Here is a 17,309-nt window from a genome sequence, read left to right as displayed (position 1 = left end):
GGGTTCATGCGTCTTGCCACACTGACCTCCGGAGGCGACTGCCCCGGCCTGAATGCTGTTATCCGCGGCATCGTCCGCACCGCGAGCTCCGAGTTCGGTTCCACGGTGGTGGGTTACCGCGATGGCTGGGTGGGTCTCATGGATGATCTGCGCGAAGATCTTTACGACGACGCGTATATGGATTCCATCCTGCTGCGCGGCGGCACCATCTTGGGCACGGGCCGCCTGCACCCAGACAAGTTCAAGTCTGGGATTGATCAGATTAAGGCGAACTTGGCGGATGCGGGAGTGGATGCGCTCATCGCCATTGGTGGTGAGGGCACTCTTAAAGGCGCGAAGTTCCTCTCTGACAACGGCATCCCGGTGGTGGGTGTGCCGAAGACGATTGACAATGACGTCAATGCCACGGACTACACCTTCGGCTTTGACACCGCCGTATCCGTGGCCACGGACGCGATTGATCGCCTGCACACCACGGCGGAATCCCACAACCGCATCCTCATCGTTGAGGTAATGGGGCGCCACGTCGGCTGGATCGCGCTGCACGCCGGCATGGCTGGCGGTGCGCATTACACGGTGATCCCCGAGGATCCTTTCGACATTGAGGACATCTGTAAGGCAATGGAACGCCGCTTCCAGATGGGGGAGAAGTACGGCATCATCGTCGTCGCCGAAGGTGCTGTGCCGAAGGAAGGCACGATGGATGCCGGCCTGGGCGAAGAAGATGAGTTCGGCCACAAGACCTTCAAGGGCATGGGCCAGATCATCGGCGATGAGATTCACAAGCGCCTGGGCTATGACGTACGCACGACGGTTCTGGGCCACATCCAGCGCGGTGGCACGCCCACGGCCTATGACCGTGTTTTGGCTACCCGCTACGGCGTTCATGCGGCACGTGCCGCGCACGAAGGTAATTTTGGTATGTCCGTGGCCCTGCACGGTGAGAACATTGATCTCGTTCCACTGGAAGACGCCGTGGGCACGTTGAAGCGTGTGCCGGAGCACCGGTATAAGACTGCGCGCGCTATGTTTGGCTAATGAATTTTTGCGATACCCCCACCATGTCCAACGAGTGGGTTACGTTGGAGCCGCTGAGCCACGAGCATACGGAATCCCTCGCAGCGCACGTCGGGGACCTCTCGGAGCTGTGGTACCAGGACCACATCCCCACACCGGAGGGCGTGCCCGCTTACATCGATGCCCTCCTGTCACAGCAGAAGCAGGGGTCCCGCGCACCGTGGGCGATTGTGAATCCAGAGGGGCAAGCGATCGGCGTGACTACCTTCTTCCACCCGGATCCTGCGAACAGGAACATCGAGATCGGCTCGACCTGGTTGGCCAAAGACGCGCAGGGCACCCCGATCAACAAGGCCGCGAAGTTGCTGTTGCTGCAGCGTGCTTTCGAGGAGCTTGGCTGCTTGCGTGTGGAGATTCGTACGCATTACATGAACCGCCAGTCGCGCGCGGCCATTGAGAGCCTTGGTGCCAAGCTTGACGGTGTGCTGCGCCGCCACAAGATTCTTAAGAGCGGGCTTGTCCGCGACACGTGCGTGTACTCGATCTTGGACACCGAGTGGCCTGAGGTGAAAACTGCGCTGCTGGCGAATCTGCGTTGCTAGATTGCATCCAGCCCGATGTCCAAGACCCTCACGGAGTGTGTGAGTGCGCCGACGGCAAGGTAGTCCACGCCCGTCTCCGCATAAGCACGTGCAACGTCAAGCGTGAGTCCGCCCGAGGATTCCAGCTTCGTCTCTGGTGACAAAGCATTTCGCTTATCGACGGCCTCCCGCGTCCCCTCCACACCAAAATTGTCCAGCATCACCAGGTCTGGTTTGAATACAAGCACCTGCTCTAGTTGCTTAAGGTCATCGACTTCGATTTCGCGGGGGAGGTGGGGGAAGGCTTCGATGGTGCGTCGATAAGCTTCGGCGACGCTTCCCACGCTGGCGACGTGGTTGTCCTTGATGAGCACGGCGTCCCCCAGACTCATGCGGTGATTGGCCCCACCGCCGCAGCGCACGGCGTACTTAGCCAGGTCGCGGTAGCCGGGCAGCGTCTTGCGGGAGTCCCGCACGCGGGCGTGCGTTCCCGCGAGCTCCTGAGTCCACTGGCTGGTGTGAGTGGCAATGCCACTGGCGTAGGTCAGCAGGTTCAGGGCGGTACGCTCTGCTGACAGGATGGCGCGCGCTGGGCCGGAAATAGTGGCTAGGTGATCACCGGGTGCGACAGCGTCCCCGTCGGATGCGTGGACCTCCACCGCGATGGCGGGGGACACCTCAGTGAACGTCCACCGCGCGGCGTCGAGTCCAGCGATAACGCCTGGTTGTCGGGGGATAAGGGCTGCGGTCAGCTGTGCGTCCGCATCGATGGTCGCTTCAGTGGTGGCATCTGGACCATGCGCGAAATCTTCACCGAGTCCAAGCCGAATGAGTTGCAACGTGGCGTCTTTGTTCAAACTCTGCATTGGTTTACTTCCCACTGCCTGGATTACCGATGGCGATCATGCGCTCCAGCGACCGCCGCGCCTTCGTCGCGACATCTTCTGGGACTGTGACTTCATCCTTCATCTCGCGCAGACAGGCCACGAGCTTCTCCGGTGTGATCATCTTCATGTACGAGCACGAAGCCTGCGGGTTCACCGGCTGGAAGTCGGTGTTCGGGGATTTCAGTTGCAGCTGGTGGAGCATGCCCACCTCAGTGGCCACGAGCACGGTGCCTTCCGTATCTTGTGCGGCCTGGTCGAGCATGCCACCGGTGGATAGCATGTGCACGCGGTCAGGATCGATGACGCCTTCACCAGCCAGGTAGATCGCGGAGTTCGCGCAACCGCACTCCGGGTGAATATACAGTGGCGCATCCGGGTGAGCAGCTGCCTGATCAGCCAACTGCTTACCATTGATGCCAGCGTGGACGTGGCACTCGCCGGCCCAGATGTGCATGTTGTCCCGGCCAGTCTCGCGCTTCACGTGCGCGCCAAGGAACTGGTCGGGGCAGAAGAGAATCTCCTTGTCCGGATCGATGGACGCGACGACCTCCACCGCATTAGACGAGGTGCAGCAGATATCGGTGAGTGCTTTCACGTCTGCCGTGGTGTTGACGTAGCTGACCACGACGGCGTCGGGGAATTCTTCCTTCCACTGCTGGAGCTGCTCAGCGGTGATGGAATCCGCGAGTGAGCACCCAGCTTTCGCATCCGGGATAAGCACGGTTTTGTCCGGGCTAAGAATTTTTGCGCTTTCTGCCATGAAGTGCACACCGCAGAACACAATCACGTCTGCGTCAGTTTCTGCGGCGATGCGGGAAAGAGCCAAGGAGTCACCAGTGAAATCAGCGACGTCCTGGATTTCTGGGATTTGGTAATTGTGCGCCAGAATAACGGCGTTGCGTTCTTGCTTCAGTTTTTGCACTTCATCGGTCCACATGTGTTCAATGTAGCCCGCTTTTCATCCAAACAAGGTCAAGTTGACCCCCAAAACACAAGTTTCACACAGTGGGAGCTATTGTCCACTGTATGGAATCAACGGAATTGAACAGAACAAGCGCAATGAAGAGCGCTCTGCTTTCATAGCAACACTTGGTTTTCCCTTGTTGGTGATCGCCGGCGGTGTTATCGGTTTCGCCGCGCCCAGCGTTGTCGCACCGATTTCGGGGTGGACCACGTGGCTGCTGGGCATCGTCATGTTCGGCATGGGCCTGACACTGAGGGGCAACGACTTCGTCTTTGTGGCGAAGGAGCCTTTGCCGGTTGTCATCGGTGTGGTGGCGCAGTTTGTCATCATGCCATTGGCTGCCGTCGCATTGACATGGGCGTTGGGTTTGCCACCCGAAATCGCGGCAGGCGTGATTCTTGTCGGCTGTGCCCCAGGCGGGACCTCCTCCAACGTTGTGTCGTACTTGGCACGTGGTGACGTCGCCCTGTCCGTGACCATGACATCCGTGTCCACACTGCTGGCGCCCCTGCTCACCCCACTTCTGACACTGTGGCTGGCAGGTGAGCACATGGATGTCAGTGCTGGACCGATGGCGCTGTCCATCCTGAAGATGATTGTCCTGCCTGTTGGGCTGGGGCTGTTGGTGCGTTTTCTGGCTCCGAGGTTCGTCGAAAAGCTTCTGCCTGCACTCCCATGGGTCTCTGTGACGGCCATCGCGATGATCGTGGCCATCGTTGTCGCAGGTTCGCGCGACAAGCTCGCACAGGCGGGCCTTATCGTCCTCATCGCAGTGATCCTGCACAACGCGATCGGGTACCTGCTTGGCTACCTCACCGGCAAGGTCACGGGCCAGCCGGAGGCAACCTCGCGCACTATGGCCGTTGAAGTGGGCATGCAGAACTCCGGCATGGCAGCAACGCTGGCTACCACCTACCTCAGTCCACTGGCCGCTCTGCCTGGCGCGGTGTTCTCCGTCTGGCATAACCTGTCCGGTGCGGTGCTGGCGCTTCTCTTCCGTGCGAAGGACCGAAAGAAGCAGTAACGGGAGCTATCGTCTCGGCACCAGAGGAAGCGCACTACACTGGTCAACTATGACTGCGTACGACCTGATGGATTACGACGAGGTACTGGAAAAATACGACCCAGTTATGGGCCTTGAGGTGCACGTCGAGCTCTCTACTGAGACGAAGATGTTCTCCACCTCCTCCGCGCACTTTGGTGCGGAGCCAAACACCAACATCGACCCAGTATCGCTGGGCTTGCCAGGTGCACTTCCGGTGGTGAACGCCAAAGGCGTGGAGTGGGCCATCAAGATCGGCCTTGCTCTTAACTGCAAGATCGCAGAATCCTCCCGCTTCGCCCGCAAGAATTATTTCTACCCGGACCAGCCGAAGAACTACCAGATTTCGCAGTACGACGAGCCGATTGCATACGACGGTTACCTCGACGTTCTGCTTGACGACGGCACCGAGTGGCGCGTCGACATCGAACGCGCCCACATGGAGGAAGACACGGGCAAACTGACCCACCTGGGTTCCGCATCTGGCCGAATCTCTGGCGCGACAGCTTCGCTGGTGGATTGCAACCGTGCTGGTGTCCCACTCATTGAGATCGTGACCAAGCCGATCGTTGGTGCAGGGGAGCGTGCCCCTGAAGTTGCCCGCGCGTACGTTGCTGCGCTGCGTGAGCTGGTCAAGGCACTCGGCGTGTCTGATGCTCGCATGGACCAAGGCTCCATGCGCTGTGATGCGAACGTGTCCCTGCGCCCCAAGGGCCAGGAGAAGTTTGGTACCCGTACGGAGACCAAGAACATTAACTCTCTGAAGTCCGTCGAACAGGCTGTGCGCTACGAAATGCAGCGCCATGCTGCTGTGCTCGAAGCGGGCGGGGAGATCGTTCAGGAAACCCGCCACTACCAGGAAACGGATGGTTCAACCTCCAAGGGCCGACCGAAGGAAGAGGCAAGCGAGTACCGCTACTTCAACGACCCGGACCTGCCGCCGGTGATTGCGAAGCCGGAGTGGGTCGAGGAAATCCGCGCAACACTGCCCGAGTTGCCGTGGGTCCGCCGCGCACGCATCCAAGAGGAGTGGCAGCTGCCGGAGAAGGAATTCCGTGATCTGGTCAACGCCGGTGCACTCGACCTCATCGCGGACACAGTGGACGCCGGCACCACCCCGGACGAGGCGCGCGCATGGTGGGTGTCCTACATCGCTGGTAAGGCGAATGAGGCGGGCACCGATCTTGATGCGCTTGGGGTCACGCCCGCAGATGTCGCGCGTGTTGTAGCACTGGTGAAGGAAGGCAAGCTCACCACGAAGCTCGCCCGCCAGGCACTCGACGGTGTGATTGCCGGTGAGGGCAATGTCGATGAGGTCGTGGCTAAGCGTGGCCTCGAAGTCGTCCGCGATGACAGCGCGATCGAGGCAGCAGTTGATGAAGCGCTTGCGGCCAACCCGGACATCGTGGAGAAGTACAAGGCCGGAAACACCAAGGTCACCGGCGCCATCGTGGGTGCGGTGATGAAGGCAACGCAGGGCAAGGCGGATCCGAAGTCGATCAACGAGATCATCGCGAAGAAACTCGCCGAATAGCTTCTCGACGCACCCGACGCCCCAGACAGCCTTTCCTCGCTGCTGGGGCCTTCGCATTGATGAGCGGTTTGACTATCGCACCGTGCAGCGCTCAGCGACCTGCGGTTTTGCTGCGCATGACTGGCGATAGTCAAACCAACCGAATTTGGGCATGCCGAAAGACCAGCTGTTGCTGGCTTTCGTCATGGGGGAGTGTCGTTTACCTGCCGTAGAGCAGTGTCATTGCCCCAAAGGGGTGGATGGTGTTGGGGATGAGGTGTCCGTTTGGTGATCTCCATATGGGTGCGCCCCGGATGTTCTCCACTCTGCCGTAGTGGGATCTGGTGGGGTCATCGTCGTTGGTGCGGTTGTGATACCTGCACAACATCGCCAGGTTATCCATGTTGGTTAACCCACCCTGTGACCAGGCTTTGATGTGGTGGACCTGACAGTTATCCGCCGCATGCCGACAATCCGGTACCGGACATGTTGGTGATAATGCTCTGGCTAGGTCGCGTTGTTTCTGGTTGGCAAACCGTTGTGTGTCGTACAGGTTGACAGCACCTTGTTGTGGGTGGAACATCGCTACTTCGAGTACGTCCCCAAAATTCTGGGCCAAGTATTCCGCACCGGTCATGGTGGTGCCGTCGGTTAGCCCCAGGATGATGTCATCGCCTACACCACTGATGATTTTGATGTGTTCTTCTAGTGGGATGAGGATCAGTGGACGGGGGACAGCAGGAGCAATACTCTGGGTTGGTGTGTCCTCAGTGTCGGGGCGAAGACCCAGGATGGTCATGAATGCTTCGTACATCTGTGGCCCGGCAGGCCCATCACCAGTGACTTTTTGGCGTAGTGCGTACTCGATGGCTGCCATGTCTCGGTCTGGACCCATGAGCCTCATGGGGCGGGACTGCTTACGTGAGCGACCAAACCGGATTGTTGGCTCCGGGGCAGGTTTATCCACCTCAGGCACGATGTCTTTCGCCCGACGCTGCAACGTCTCATAATTGCCTGGAACCGACAGCAACGCCAGGCGTAACTCCCATGTCTTGCCGGGGTCGGTGATCCCGACAAGACATGATTCGATGTAGGCAAGCTGATCCAAGGACTTCTTCGTGGACTTCGCCACTGTGATCGCGTTGGCTTGTTTGCGGGTGAACTTGGTCGGCCCGTAGTAGACCTTGTGGACTTTGGTCCATTGGCGAATCAGGGCGGGTTTGCAGCCAGCGTCGAGGAGGACCTGGGCATCAAAGGATGCCAGGGTCTCGATCGGGTTGGTTAAACGCGTAACTAGTGCTGCAAAAGTGTTCATGCCACGCACACTAAACCGAAAACCAGAAACGTGCAGATAGGGGCTAAAAAGCCTGTGGATAACCCAAAAACTATCCACAGGCGCCACGCCCCGAAACAGGTGCCAGAACACGTAAAGAAGCCGCATGACCAGCGAGAACAGGAAGAGTTCCCGAAAACCCAAAAAAGTTAAGGCCCGCAGAAAACAATCGGATTTGCTGGCCCGGCAAAAGGATTGGGGGCGTCGATAAGCGAAAAGCTATTTCGACTCGGGCTTGACGGCGGGGAACTCGCCGGTTTCGTACATCTCCTCGTAGGCCTTCCACTGGATCTCATCATCCTGAGTTTCAGGTGCGCCTTCGTACTGTTCGGACTCAGGGTCGAGAGCCGGAACGTCCTTGAGGTCGAATTCGCTCTCCGGATCTGCATCAAGGTCAGCGGCTACTTCCTCCTGGACGGACTGCCACAGCTCCTGATCCGCAACGTGAGAATCGGAGACAAGATCCTCAACTTCCTCGCGCTGTGTGCTAGTGAGGTCTTCCATCTCCGGGTCGAGTGCGGTTTCAGCCAGCTCGGCCAAACGCTCACGGCGCTCCGTCTCCTCCTTGATGTTCTCGCGGTCGCGGAACCAAGCAACACCCATGACAACGCCAAGGATCAGACCCAGGTAGCCAAGGAGTGGGTAGACCCAGCCGATGAGATCAGCGAAGCCAATGAAGGACAGTGCGAAACCGATCATGACCACGATGCCGTAGTAGGCGCGGAACTTCTTCGGTTTGTCGTGGCTGAGGCGGCGACCAAGAGCGTAGAACAGGCCAACGGCAGTGTTGTAGATCATCAGGTAGATGATGATGGACACGATTGTGCCCACAACGGGGTGCATCGTGGAGAAGACCATGAGCAGCGGCAGGTCTGCGTCCATGATGTGTTCCATGTTGAAGAACAGGATGAACACCAAGATCATCAGCAACACAGCGAAGATGATGCCGCCAAGGAGTCCACCCTTACCGGCTTGCGCTGGGTTCATTTGGGAGCCGGCGAAGACGAGCATCATGGAGCAGTCCATGATCATCACCAGGGTGGCGTAGTTCAATGCCGTGATGAACCAGTTGTTGAACGTGCCGGAAGCTGGAGTATTCGTCTGGGCGAGTTCATTGAGGCTGGCCGCATTCTCCGGCATGTTCATCAGCGTGATTGCAAATGCAGCCAAAAGGCAGATGATCAGCAGGGGAGTGATGAAGGAGATGACGTTGGTCAGCTTGTCAATGTCCAAGAATCCGGAACCGATGAGCAGTAGCACCATGATTGCGGAACCGATCCATGTGTCGACCCCAAACTGTTGGTTCAGGTTGGACCCGGCACCGGCGACCATGACAAACCCGATACAGAACAGCGTGAACATTGTGGTCACGTCCATGTAGCGGGCAAGCCATGGGTGGGAGACACTCTTGAATACGGCGCTGTGGTCATCAGCCATGTAGTAGGAACCAAGCTGGTACACCCAGGCACTGAACACTGCGATGGTGATGCCGGCGATGGCAGCACCGATGATGCCGCGGTAGCCGAATGCAAGGAAGTATTGAAGGATCTCTTGGCCCGACGCAAAGCCAGCACCCACTGTGAGTCCGACGAGCGCTAGGGCCACTTTTAGAGACTTATTCATTTAAAAAACCTTTAGATATCGAAAAAACGTGCGGAGTCGAGGGTATCAGACAGGTTTTGATGCGGTGGACTCAACCTTTTGGCCAGGAATCACCCAGCTTCTGTTGATGGCTTGGCGTACACGCGGGAAAGATCCCCAGGATCAGCAGGGTGCTGCCATAGATTGGTGTGCATGAACGAAACTGGCAGCACTCCGAATAATCCGAACAAGAAACAGCCGAGCCTAGATGCCCGCGACATCAATGACGTGGACATTGACCTTGAGCTTGATACCGCGCTGGATGATATTCCGTCCGCATCCGAATCGAATGTCTACACCCGTACGGGCAAGGCAGCACCGACTGAGGTTCTCCCGGCAGCCCCGAAGCCGCAGTCCGCACCGGAGCCAGAAGCGCCGGTCGTCCCCACGGAAAAGACGGCCGAGAAGTTTGTGGCGGACGAGGAGCCGATCAAGATCGTTGGCGGTAAGACGGAGGCTCCGGCACGGTCAGAAGGTCTGAAGACAGAGACGCTTGCACCGGTTGCGGCAGGCGCCACCGCATCGACGGTTTCGCTCGAGCCCACGGAGGGCCCCGAGCAGCCATCGCTTATCGACGGCACCACTCCCGCACCAGCAGCACAACCGGTCGCGGTGGACCGCGGGACGATCGACTTTGGTCTGCTGATTCTGCGCGTTGTTCTAGGCCTAGTGCTCACGCTGACCGCGGTGGCAACTTTCTTCCAGTTGGGCACGAACGAAGGGTTGGCCGGACTGCAGGATCAGTTGGCTAACCACAATGAGCCGCGCATCCTCGCGATTGCGCTGCCGACAATGCAGCTGGCGGCTGGTGTTTTCCTACTGCTGGGTCTGATGACTCCGGTGGCAGCCATGGTGGGTGTCGCTGCAACCGGGTTTGTAGCGCTTGATGCTGTGGCCGGTACGGTCTCGCCATTCAACTGGGATCCGGCTACGTGGCTCGCGGTTGTTCTGCTGGGCATGGCCTTAGCGGTTCAGTTCACTGGCCCCGGTCTCTTCGGTGTGGATTACTCCCGCAGCTGGGCCCGTCGTCCGCGCGTCAGTGCCTGGATCGGCGCTGCTATCGGTCTTGGTGCCGCCGGCCTTCTGTGGTGGTTCCTGTAACCGCCACTCGGGGGAAGCGGTGTAAATCAGGTACACGATGAACACCGTTAACCCCATCAGACCAATAAGGTTGCCAGCCAGCCACGTCCGCCATTCCACGTTGGAGGGGTCACTCTCAGGGATGAGCATGTAACCCGGGACAATCCACGCACCGGCTGTGATGGAAAGCAGAATCCGCAGGAAATCCTCACGCACAGCAAGGATGATCGGAAGGACCAGGATGGCACCGGCCCAGTGGTGGGCCACCGCATATGGCCCGCCGATGGAAATACCAAGGACAACCAGGAAGAGAGCCTCCACGCTGCGGTTGTGCTTCTCCAGTTGGTAGGCCACGTAAATGGTGGCGGCCGCAAAAGCGACGAAGATAAACGGTGTGAGGGTGCCCACCGCATCAACGCTCAATGGTCCCCGGGACAAAAGGCCGCCAAGGCCTTGGTTGTGTGGGTAATCTACCCGGCCACCGCGGTCGGTTTCGAAGAAGTACTTCGTCCAGAAGTCCACCGATTCACTCGCGCGGGCAAAGAATCCAAGAATGACGGTGATGAAGAAGAATCCGGCGGAGCGGCCCAGGGACCACCAGTCCTTACGTACCAAGAAAATGATGGCGTAGGCGGCTGGCGTGATTTTCACACCCGCGGCGAGACCAATGCCCAGGCCGCGAAGAGGTTTCGGGGTATATCCGAGCACGTCAGCCGTGACCAAGAAGACCAAGAAGACGTTGATCTGGCCGAAGTATAGGTTGGCCTGGATGATGTCCAGGCAGGTGGCAAATCCGCCGAGGGTGACTGCCCAGAACAGCCAGTCCTTCATGCCCAAACGGTGGCAGGCCATCGCTAGAATGCCCACCACGCAGGCGATGATGGTGGCGTTCCACACGATGTCCATGAATAGTTCCCCGCCCACAGTCAAGGGGAGGAACAGGACAGCTGCAAATGGTGGGTAGATGAAGGCGTAGCCGCTGCGGGACGGGAAGCCGTCGTAAAGCGGATGGCCGTGCCTAAACGCATTGCCGGCATCGCGGAAGACACCGACGTCGAGCAAGCGTGAGTCAAACGCCGTGAGGTAGCTGCCGTACAGGTTCACCGCGCCCAGCGTGATGGCGAGCGCGATGAGCAGAACGCGGAAAACTAGTCGAGTTTGCGTACTGCGCCCTTGTCCGCCGACGTTGCCATGCGTGCGTAGGCCTTGAGCGCCTTGGTGACGTGACGGGTGCGGTTCGGTGTCCATGGATTGTCCTTTGTTTCCATCGCTGTGCGGCGCTTATCTAGTTCTTCGTCATCCACCTCGAGTGACAACACGCGGTCACGCACGGAGATGCGGATCGTATCGCCGTTCTCAATGAGGCCGATGAGGCCCCCCTGGGCTGCTTCCGGCGAAATGTGGCCGATGGACAGACCGGAGGTGCCGCCGGAGAAGCGCCCATCGGTGATGAGAGCACACACCTTGCCCAAACCGGCACCCTTGAGGAAGGAGGTGGGGTGGAGCATCTCCTGCATGCCCGGGCCACCGGCGGGACCTTCGTAGCGTATGACCACAACATCGCCCGGCTGAACCTCGCGGGCAAGAATCATGGATACGGCCTGTTCCTGCGAATCGACAACGCGGGCAGGACCGGAGAATTCCCACAGCTCCTGGTCCACGCCAGCTGTCTTCAGAATGGCGCCGTCCTCGGCGAGGTTGCCACGCAGAACCACCAAGCCACCATCGGAGCTGAACGGGTGGTCAAAATCGTGGATGACGCCGTTGACGGAATCGGTGTCCAGGCTGTCCCAGCGGTTGGATTGGGAGAATGCCTCGGTGGAGCGAACACCACCTGGGGCCGCATGGAAGAGGTCGATGGCTTCTTCCGTAGCCTTGCCACCGCGGATGTCCCAGTCATCGAGCCATTCCTGGAGGGTGGGGTAGACCACAGAGTGGACATCGGTGTTGAGCAGTCCAGCGCGGTTGAGCTCACCCAGGATGGCGGGGATGCCGCCGGCACGGTGGACGTCCTCGATGTGCGCGTCACCGTTAGGTGCGACCTTGGAGATGCACGGGATCTCATGCGAGAGCTCGTCAATATCTTTCAGGTCAAAGTTGATTTCACCTTCTTGCGCTGCGGCAAGGGTGTGCAGGATCGTGTTAGAAGAACCACCCATGGCCATATCCAGGGCCATGGCGTTGCGGAAGGCCTCGCGCGTAGCCACGTTGCGTGGCAGGACAGATTCATCGCCCTCGCCGTAGTAGCGGCGGCAGATGTCCATGATCGCGGCACCAGCGCGCTCGAACAGGTGACGACGCGCGGTGTGCGTAGCCAGCGTGGTGCCGTTACCCGGCAGGGAGAGTCCTAGTGCCTCCGTCAGGCAGTTCATTGAGTTTGCGGTGAACATTCCAGAGCAGGACCCGCAAGTGGGGCAGGCGGACTCGACGATGCGGTCGAGGTCCTCATCACTCACGTTGTCATCCGCGGACATGGAGATCGCATCGACGAGGTTCGTCTTCTTGCCGGACTGGGCGATTCCGTCGATGACAACAGCCTTGCCTGCCTCCATCGGCCCACCGGAGACAAAGACCGACGGAATGTTAAGGCGCAGCGCAGCGTTGAGCATGCCCGGTGTGATCTTGTCACAGTTGGAAATGCAGACCATGGCGTCAACAGTGTGCGCGTTGACCATGTACTCAACGGAATCCGCGATGATCTCACGGCTGGGAAGGGAGTACAGCATTCCGCCGTGGCCCATGGCAATGCCGTCGTCAACAGCGATGGTGTTGAACTCCTTCGGAATACCGCCAGCTTCACGCACTGCTTCAGCAACAATGTCGCCGACGTTCTTCAGGTGCACGTGACCGGGCACAAACTGGGTGTACGAGTTCACAATCGCAACGATCGGGCGACCGAATTCGTTGTCTTTGGTTCCGGTTGCCTTCCACAGAGCGCGCGCACCGGCGGCTTGCCGGCCGACGGTGGTGACCCGGGAACGGAGAGGGATCGCGTTGGGCACGTGCTTACTCCTTGTCTGCTTGCTTTTCTGCTTCCGCGTGTGCTTGTGCGTGGGTTTCGTACTCTTCCTTAGTCATGAGTACGGAGTTGCCTTCGGTGTCGGTGACTTCCATCATTCCGTCTGCTGCTTCAGCAGCTTCCGTAATCACGTCGGTGATGCGACCTTGGGAGGCTTCAGACAGCTCCGGCAATGAATTAAACGTTACTCCGGGCATGGGGAACTCTTTGCCGTTTGTGGTGGCGGCTTTGGCACTCATGCCTTCGAATGACACACCTTTGAACTCGTCCCAAGGAATAGAAACGTTCTTGCGGAAGAGGTACTTGATGTCAATTCCCGCCTCATCAACATGCGTTTGTGTCTTCAGCACCCACATGATGAAGATCACCGGGAAGATGAGAACCCAGCCGAGGTAAAGCGGAGCCCAGGAGATCGCGATGAGCCCAATACCCGTCATCAAACCCACCGCGAGGAGGTGGGTGCGGTCTGGAGTAAACGTACGGCCGACAGAAGTCATGGGTGTCATGCTAGCCAACTAGGTGTCACGCTGGGCAGTCACCGCCAGGTTACGGTCGTGCGGGCTCGCTTATCGACGCCCCCTGGGCCGCCCCGGCCCCTTCCTGGTGCGGTGCCTGCCCCTGCTCGGTTGGGTTCTGCTCTGGCTGCTGAGTGTTGTTCGTTGGTGCCTCCGTTTGCCCAGACGTGGGCTCGGTGGTGTTGAACTCAGACTCAGCTGCGTCGGTGGGGGCAGCGTCGGAGGTGGGAGCTGGCGCCTGGGTCGGTTGGGGTTGTGGCTGTGGCGTTTCAACAACGGAGGAAGGCGTGTTGCTGCGCGGTGGGGCAAGGATCCCGGAGTTCCTCTCGTTGTCTTCTCCCGAAGACAACGTCAAGCCACGCAGAATGAGTAGCACCGCGAAGGCCAAGATGAGCATGCCTGTAGACGCCCGAATGCGCCCACCAAGGGTGCCAAAGTGAGAGCGCCGCTGCTTGTCAGCTTCTGCTTTATCTTTTGTTGCTGGGTCATCCTCCGGAGCAGTCTTGTCGGACTTGGTGCGGTCACCCGCGGACAAACCGGTGCGTTGCGGTTCATGTGAGGTTTCTTCTACCGCTACAGGCTCAACCTTTGTTTCAGGGGCAGGGGAGAGGATGTGCTTGTCCTTGTCCTCTTTGTCTTCGGATTCCCACTGATTCCACTCGGAGGCATAACGCCGGGTGAGGAAGGCGGGGGTGAAGGCGATGGTGCGGGTATCGTTTGCGTCGAAAAGCGGAGCCTCTGGCATGGCGGCGGCGGAGCCGTACTCATCGAAGAACTCGTCGAGGATGTACACGCGAATTGCGCGCTCGATGGGGAACTGATCACCAGGTGTGCAGCGCACCATGAAGCGGATATCCAGCGTCCATGGCATGCCCACCGTGTTCGGCGGGTTGAGGTCGGTGCCGGGCTGGCACAGCAGCTCGCCTTGGATGAGCGGAACGATATCCGGCTCCGAAATCGCACGGCGTGCTGCTGCTTCCGCGCGCGAGATGACTTCTTCGGTGTCGTGGGAACCAAGCAGCGGTACGGGCACTTCCACGAGGGCGCGAGACCAGTGATTCGAATTGTTAATGCACACCTGTGCCGCAGAATTCGGAATGGTCACTGTGTACTGCTCGAGTGTGCGCACCTGCGTGGCGCGCATGGTGATCTGAATGACATCACCAGTGACATCAATGCCATTGCCCTGGAATGTGACCAGATCGCCCACTCCGTATTGCTTTTCCGTGAGGATGAAGAAGCCTGCGACGAAGTCCGCGATGATCTGTTGCGAACCAAAACCGATGGCAGCGGAGACCACGGTGGCAGGAATAGCGGCGCCGGCGAGAGAGAAGCCAAGCTGCTGCAGGAAGAAAACAAGGATGAGGAAGTAGGCGATCAGCTGGACGATATAAATGCCCACACCGGCAAGCGCTAGGGAAGTTTTACCCTCATTCGTGTCTTTAGATTCAGCTACCTGGCGTTCCACATAACGGTTGGCCAAACGGCCAGCGCGAGGCACCAGAAAGGCGAGGACAAGCAGAAGGGCCAGGTTAATTCCGGTATCAGCAAGCCAACGCCAGACCTGGTCAAGAATCAGTGAAAACGGCATAACATAGCTAGACTAGCCCGTTATAGCTGAGAAAGTGCTGGGGAATTGTGTATGATCTTCGGCATGACTTTTATTGGCCTAGTAGTGGTACGGCGTGGCGCTTCGCGTGACTGATGCTCTCGTAGCATCGGAGCCGGTTTCACAAACGGTCAAGTACAGCAAGCGCCCCCGCTAAGTAAGCGGGGGCTTTGTTGTTGGTCACCCCAAGATCACGCCTACTAACTGGGTGTGATTAAGTCTGGTAAAACACCGAAAAGGCCTCACATAAGGAGTTTGAGGGAATAGTGGCAGCGTCACAGAAAAAGCAGCCCGAACGCATGACAGGTGCGGAGGCGATCGTCCGCAGTCTTGAGGAGCTGGGCACGGACATTGTTTTCGGTATTCCAGGGGGAGCGGTGCTTCCGCTATATGATGCCCTGTTTGCCGCCAAGAAGTTGCGCCACGTCCTCGTGCGCCATGAACAAGGTGCTGGGCATGCCGCTGAGGGTTACGCACTCGCTTCCGGCAAGGTCGGTGTGTGCCTGGCCACCTCAGGCCCGGGCGCAACCAACCTTGTTACCGCCCTAGCAGATGCTTACTTGGACTCGGTTCCCATCGTGGCCATCACCGGTCAGGTGGGCACTGCTTTGCTGGGTACGGATGCGTTCCAGGAAGCAGACATCCGCGGCATCACCATGCCGATTACAAAGCACAACATCATGGTGACTCGCGTGGAGGACATTCCTAAGGCGTTGGCTGAGGCATTCCACCTTGCGTCCACCGGCCGCCCAGGCCCTGTCCTCGTGGATTTTCCCAAGGACATCCAGAACGCTGAGCTGGACTTCGAATGGCCACCGGTGGTTGATCTGCCGGGGTATAAGCCGACCACGAAGCCGCACAACCGTCAGATCACTCAGGCGGCGAAGATGATCGCTGAGGCGGAGCGCCCAGTCATCTACGCCGGCGGTGGCATTATCAAGGCTAACGCTGCTAAGGAGCTCCGCGAGTTCGCTGAGCTGACCGGCCTGCCCGTTGTGACTACGCTCATGGCTCTGGGCGCTTTCCCGTCGCACCACCCGCAGTACATGGGTATGCCGGGCATGCACGGAACGGTTCCGGCAGTTGCAGCGCTGCAGAAGGCTGATCTGCTGATCACTCTGGGTGCGCGTTTCGACGATCGCGTGACGGGCGACCCAGAGCACTTCGCCCCGGATGCCAAGGTCATCCACGCTGATGTGGACCCAGCTGAGATTGGCAAGATCCGCGTTGCCGATGTTCCGATCGTGGGTGACGCGCGAGAGGTTATCGGCCAGTTGACGGAGGCCTTCAAGAAGGGCAAGAAGATCTCCACCCCGAAGATCGACGAGTGGATGGAGTACCTCGGCGATATGAAGACGCGCTTCCCGCGCGGCTACGAGAAGCATGCGGACGGCACCCTGTCTCCGCAGTTTGTCATTGAGACCCTGTCTAAGGAAGTTGGCCCCGATGCCATCTACGTTGCTGGTGTTGGCCAGCACCAGATGTGGTCCGCACAGTTCCTCGACTTCGAGCATCCACGCACCTGGCTCAACTCCGGTGGTCTGGGCACGATGGGCTTCGCCGTCCCAGCTGCACTCGGCGCGAAGGCAGGTTGCCCGGACAAGGAAGTCTGGGCGATTGACGGTGATGGTTGTTTCCAGATGACCAACCAGGAAATCACCACCGCTGCAGTGGAGGGATTCCCCTTCAAAGTTGCCCTGATCAACAACGGCAACCTGGGTATGGTGCGTCAGTGGCAGACGCTGTTCTATGACGGCCACTACTCGCACACCAAGCTGCACCAGGACACCACGTATGTTCCGGACTTCCTGGGGCTGGCCGCAGCTCTGGGTGCTGAGGCGATCCGTGTGACCACGGAAGAAGAGGTCCTGCCGGCTATCAAACGTGCCCGTGAGATCAATGACCGCCCGGTTGTCATTGACTTCGTTGTCGGTGAGAACGCACAGGTGTGGCCGATGATTGCTGCTGGAAGCTCCAACTCTGAGATTCAGTACGCGCGTGATCTGCGCCCGCTTTTCGACGAGGAACTCTCTGCCGGCGAATCCCCCGCAGACATCCACGAGACGATCGCTGAGGCGATTGATGACGACAACGACGAGGAGAACTAA

The 17,309-nt window shown here is 59.0% G+C and carries 13 protein-coding genes and 1 pseudogene; 6 read left to right on the top strand and 8 right to left on the bottom strand.

Annotated elements, in window-relative coordinates; all coding sequences use genetic code 11:
• The first annotated feature begins 6 nt into the window (after positions 1-6).
• A complete protein-coding gene (locus QP994_RS06025) occupies positions 7-1,038 on the top strand; it encodes an ATP-dependent 6-phosphofructokinase (protein WP_284865716.1) in 1,032 nt (343 codons plus the stop codon).
• The gene (locus QP994_RS06020) at positions 1,038-1,619 is read left to right on the top strand and encodes a GNAT family N-acetyltransferase (protein ID WP_284865715.1); all 582 of its coding nucleotides are present in this window, start codon (positions 1,038-1,040) and stop codon (positions 1,617-1,619) included. The genes QP994_RS06025 and QP994_RS06020 overlap by 1 nt, the downstream gene beginning before the upstream one ends.
• Here the strand turns inward: QP994_RS06020 and nadC are convergent.
• Both nadC and nadA read right to left on the bottom strand, forming a co-directional pair.
• Positions 1,616-2,464, bottom strand: a complete 849-nt coding sequence (gene nadC / locus QP994_RS06015; RefSeq protein WP_284865714.1) for a carboxylating nicotinate-nucleotide diphosphorylase — start codon at positions 2,462-2,464, stop codon at positions 1,616-1,618. The two genes, QP994_RS06020 and nadC, sit on opposite strands and share 4 nt — an antisense overlap.
• A gap of 4 nt (positions 2,465-2,468) precedes the next feature.
• Positions 2,469-3,422: a quinolinate synthase NadA gene (gene nadA / locus QP994_RS06010; RefSeq protein ID WP_284865713.1), complete on the bottom strand. Its 954-nt coding sequence runs from the start codon at positions 3,420-3,422 to the stop codon at positions 2,469-2,471.
• A gap of 103 nt (positions 3,423-3,525) precedes the next feature.
• Between nadA and QP994_RS06005 the strand changes: the two genes are divergently transcribed.
• A complete protein-coding gene (locus QP994_RS06005; protein WP_502870019.1) occupies positions 3,526-4,473 on the top strand; it encodes a bile acid:sodium symporter family protein in 948 nt (315 codons plus the stop codon).
• Positions 4,474-4,522: 49 nt separating this feature from the next.
• Complete coding sequence (gatB, locus tag QP994_RS06000; protein ID WP_284865711.1) at positions 4,523-6,025, top strand: Asp-tRNA(Asn)/Glu-tRNA(Gln) amidotransferase subunit GatB; 1,503 nt, start codon at positions 4,523-4,525, stop codon at positions 6,023-6,025.
• 199 nt (positions 6,026-6,224) lie between these two features.
• Here gatB and QP994_RS05995 read toward each other — a convergent pair whose 3' ends face one another.
• Together QP994_RS05995 and QP994_RS05990 are read right to left on the bottom strand one after the other, a co-directional pair.
• Positions 6,225-7,319, bottom strand: coding sequence for an HNH endonuclease signature motif containing protein (locus QP994_RS05995; protein WP_284865710.1), 1,095 nt, complete (start codon positions 7,317-7,319; stop codon positions 6,225-6,227).
• 237 nt (positions 7,320-7,556) lie between these two features.
• Positions 7,557-8,960 (bottom strand): YkvI family membrane protein, encoded by a 1,404-nt coding sequence (locus tag QP994_RS05990; RefSeq protein ID WP_284854966.1) that lies wholly within the window; start codon positions 8,958-8,960, stop codon positions 7,557-7,559.
• 171 nt (positions 8,961-9,131) lie between these two features.
• On the opposite strand from QP994_RS05990, the gene QP994_RS05985 reads away from it, so the two are divergent.
• A complete protein-coding gene (locus QP994_RS05985) occupies positions 9,132-10,079 on the top strand; it encodes a DoxX family membrane protein (RefSeq protein WP_284865709.1) in 948 nt (315 codons plus the stop codon).
• A 288-nt stretch (positions 10,080-10,367) separates the two neighbouring features.
• Here the strand turns inward: QP994_RS05985 and QP994_RS05980 are convergent.
• The 4 genes and pseudogenes from QP994_RS05980 to QP994_RS05965 all read right to left on the bottom strand — a co-directional run.
• Positions 10,368-11,306 (bottom strand): annotated as a pseudogene (locus QP994_RS05980) (glycosyltransferase 87 family protein); the annotation flags it as partial.
• Positions 11,207-13,060, bottom strand: coding sequence for a dihydroxy-acid dehydratase (gene ilvD / locus QP994_RS05975; protein WP_284865708.1), 1,854 nt, complete (start codon positions 13,058-13,060; stop codon positions 11,207-11,209). The gene ilvD and the pseudogene QP994_RS05980, both read right to left, overlap by 100 nt.
• Before the next feature lie 4 nt (positions 13,061-13,064).
• Entirely contained in the window at positions 13,065-13,574 is a 510-nt protein-coding gene (locus QP994_RS05970) for a PH domain-containing protein (protein ID WP_284854963.1), read from the bottom strand.
• Between the two features lie 49 nt (positions 13,575-13,623).
• Positions 13,624-15,183, bottom strand: coding sequence for a mechanosensitive ion channel family protein (locus QP994_RS05965; protein WP_284865707.1), 1,560 nt, complete (start codon positions 15,181-15,183; stop codon positions 13,624-13,626).
• A 317-nt stretch (positions 15,184-15,500) separates the two neighbouring features.
• On the opposite strand from QP994_RS05965, the gene QP994_RS05960 reads away from it, so the two are divergent.
• Entirely contained in the window at positions 15,501-17,309 is a 1,809-nt protein-coding gene (locus tag QP994_RS05960; RefSeq protein ID WP_502870018.1) for an acetolactate synthase large subunit, read from the top strand.

Source organism: Corynebacterium sp. MSK044, from assembly GCF_030232825.1.
Classification (GTDB): Bacteria; Actinomycetota; Actinomycetes; order Mycobacteriales; family Mycobacteriaceae; genus Corynebacterium.
The sequence above is the reverse complement of the archived record's forward strand: the minus strand, read 5'-3'. Positions and strand labels throughout refer to the sequence as shown.

What these genes read in the sequence shown, in the direction of transcription:
- QP994_RS06025 (WP_284865716.1), top strand. Translation starts at nt 7, where the DNA reads ATGCGTCTTGCCACACTGACCTCCGGAGGCGACTGCCCCGGCCTGAAT.
- QP994_RS06020 (WP_284865715.1), top strand. Translation starts at nt 1,038, where the DNA reads ATGAATTTTTGCGATACCCCCACCATGTCCAACGAGTGGGTTACGTTG.
- nadC (WP_284865714.1), bottom strand. Translation starts at nt 2,464, where the DNA reads ATGCAGAGTTTGAACAAAGACGCCACGTTGCAACTCATTCGGCTTGGA.
- nadA (WP_284865713.1), bottom strand. Translation starts at nt 3,422, where the DNA reads ATGTGGACCGATGAAGTGCAAAAACTGAAGCAAGAACGCAACGCCGTT.
- gatB (WP_284865711.1), top strand. Translation starts at nt 4,523, where the DNA reads ATGACTGCGTACGACCTGATGGATTACGACGAGGTACTGGAAAAATAC.
- QP994_RS05995 (WP_284865710.1), bottom strand. Translation starts at nt 7,319, where the DNA reads ATGAACACTTTTGCAGCACTAGTTACGCGTTTAACCAACCCGATCGAG.
- QP994_RS05990 (WP_284854966.1), bottom strand. Translation starts at nt 8,960, where the DNA reads ATGAATAAGTCTCTAAAAGTGGCCCTAGCGCTCGTCGGACTCACAGTG.
- QP994_RS05985 (WP_284865709.1), top strand. Translation starts at nt 9,132, where the DNA reads ATGAACGAAACTGGCAGCACTCCGAATAATCCGAACAAGAAACAGCCG.
- QP994_RS05970 (WP_284854963.1), bottom strand. Translation starts at nt 13,574, where the DNA reads ATGACTTCTGTCGGCCGTACGTTTACTCCAGACCGCACCCACCTCCTC.
- QP994_RS05965 (WP_284865707.1), bottom strand. Translation starts at nt 15,183, where the DNA reads ATGCCGTTTTCACTGATTCTTGACCAGGTCTGGCGTTGGCTTGCTGAT.
- QP994_RS05960 (WP_502870018.1), top strand. Translation starts at nt 15,501, where the DNA reads ATGACAGGTGCGGAGGCGATCGTCCGCAGTCTTGAGGAGCTGGGCACG.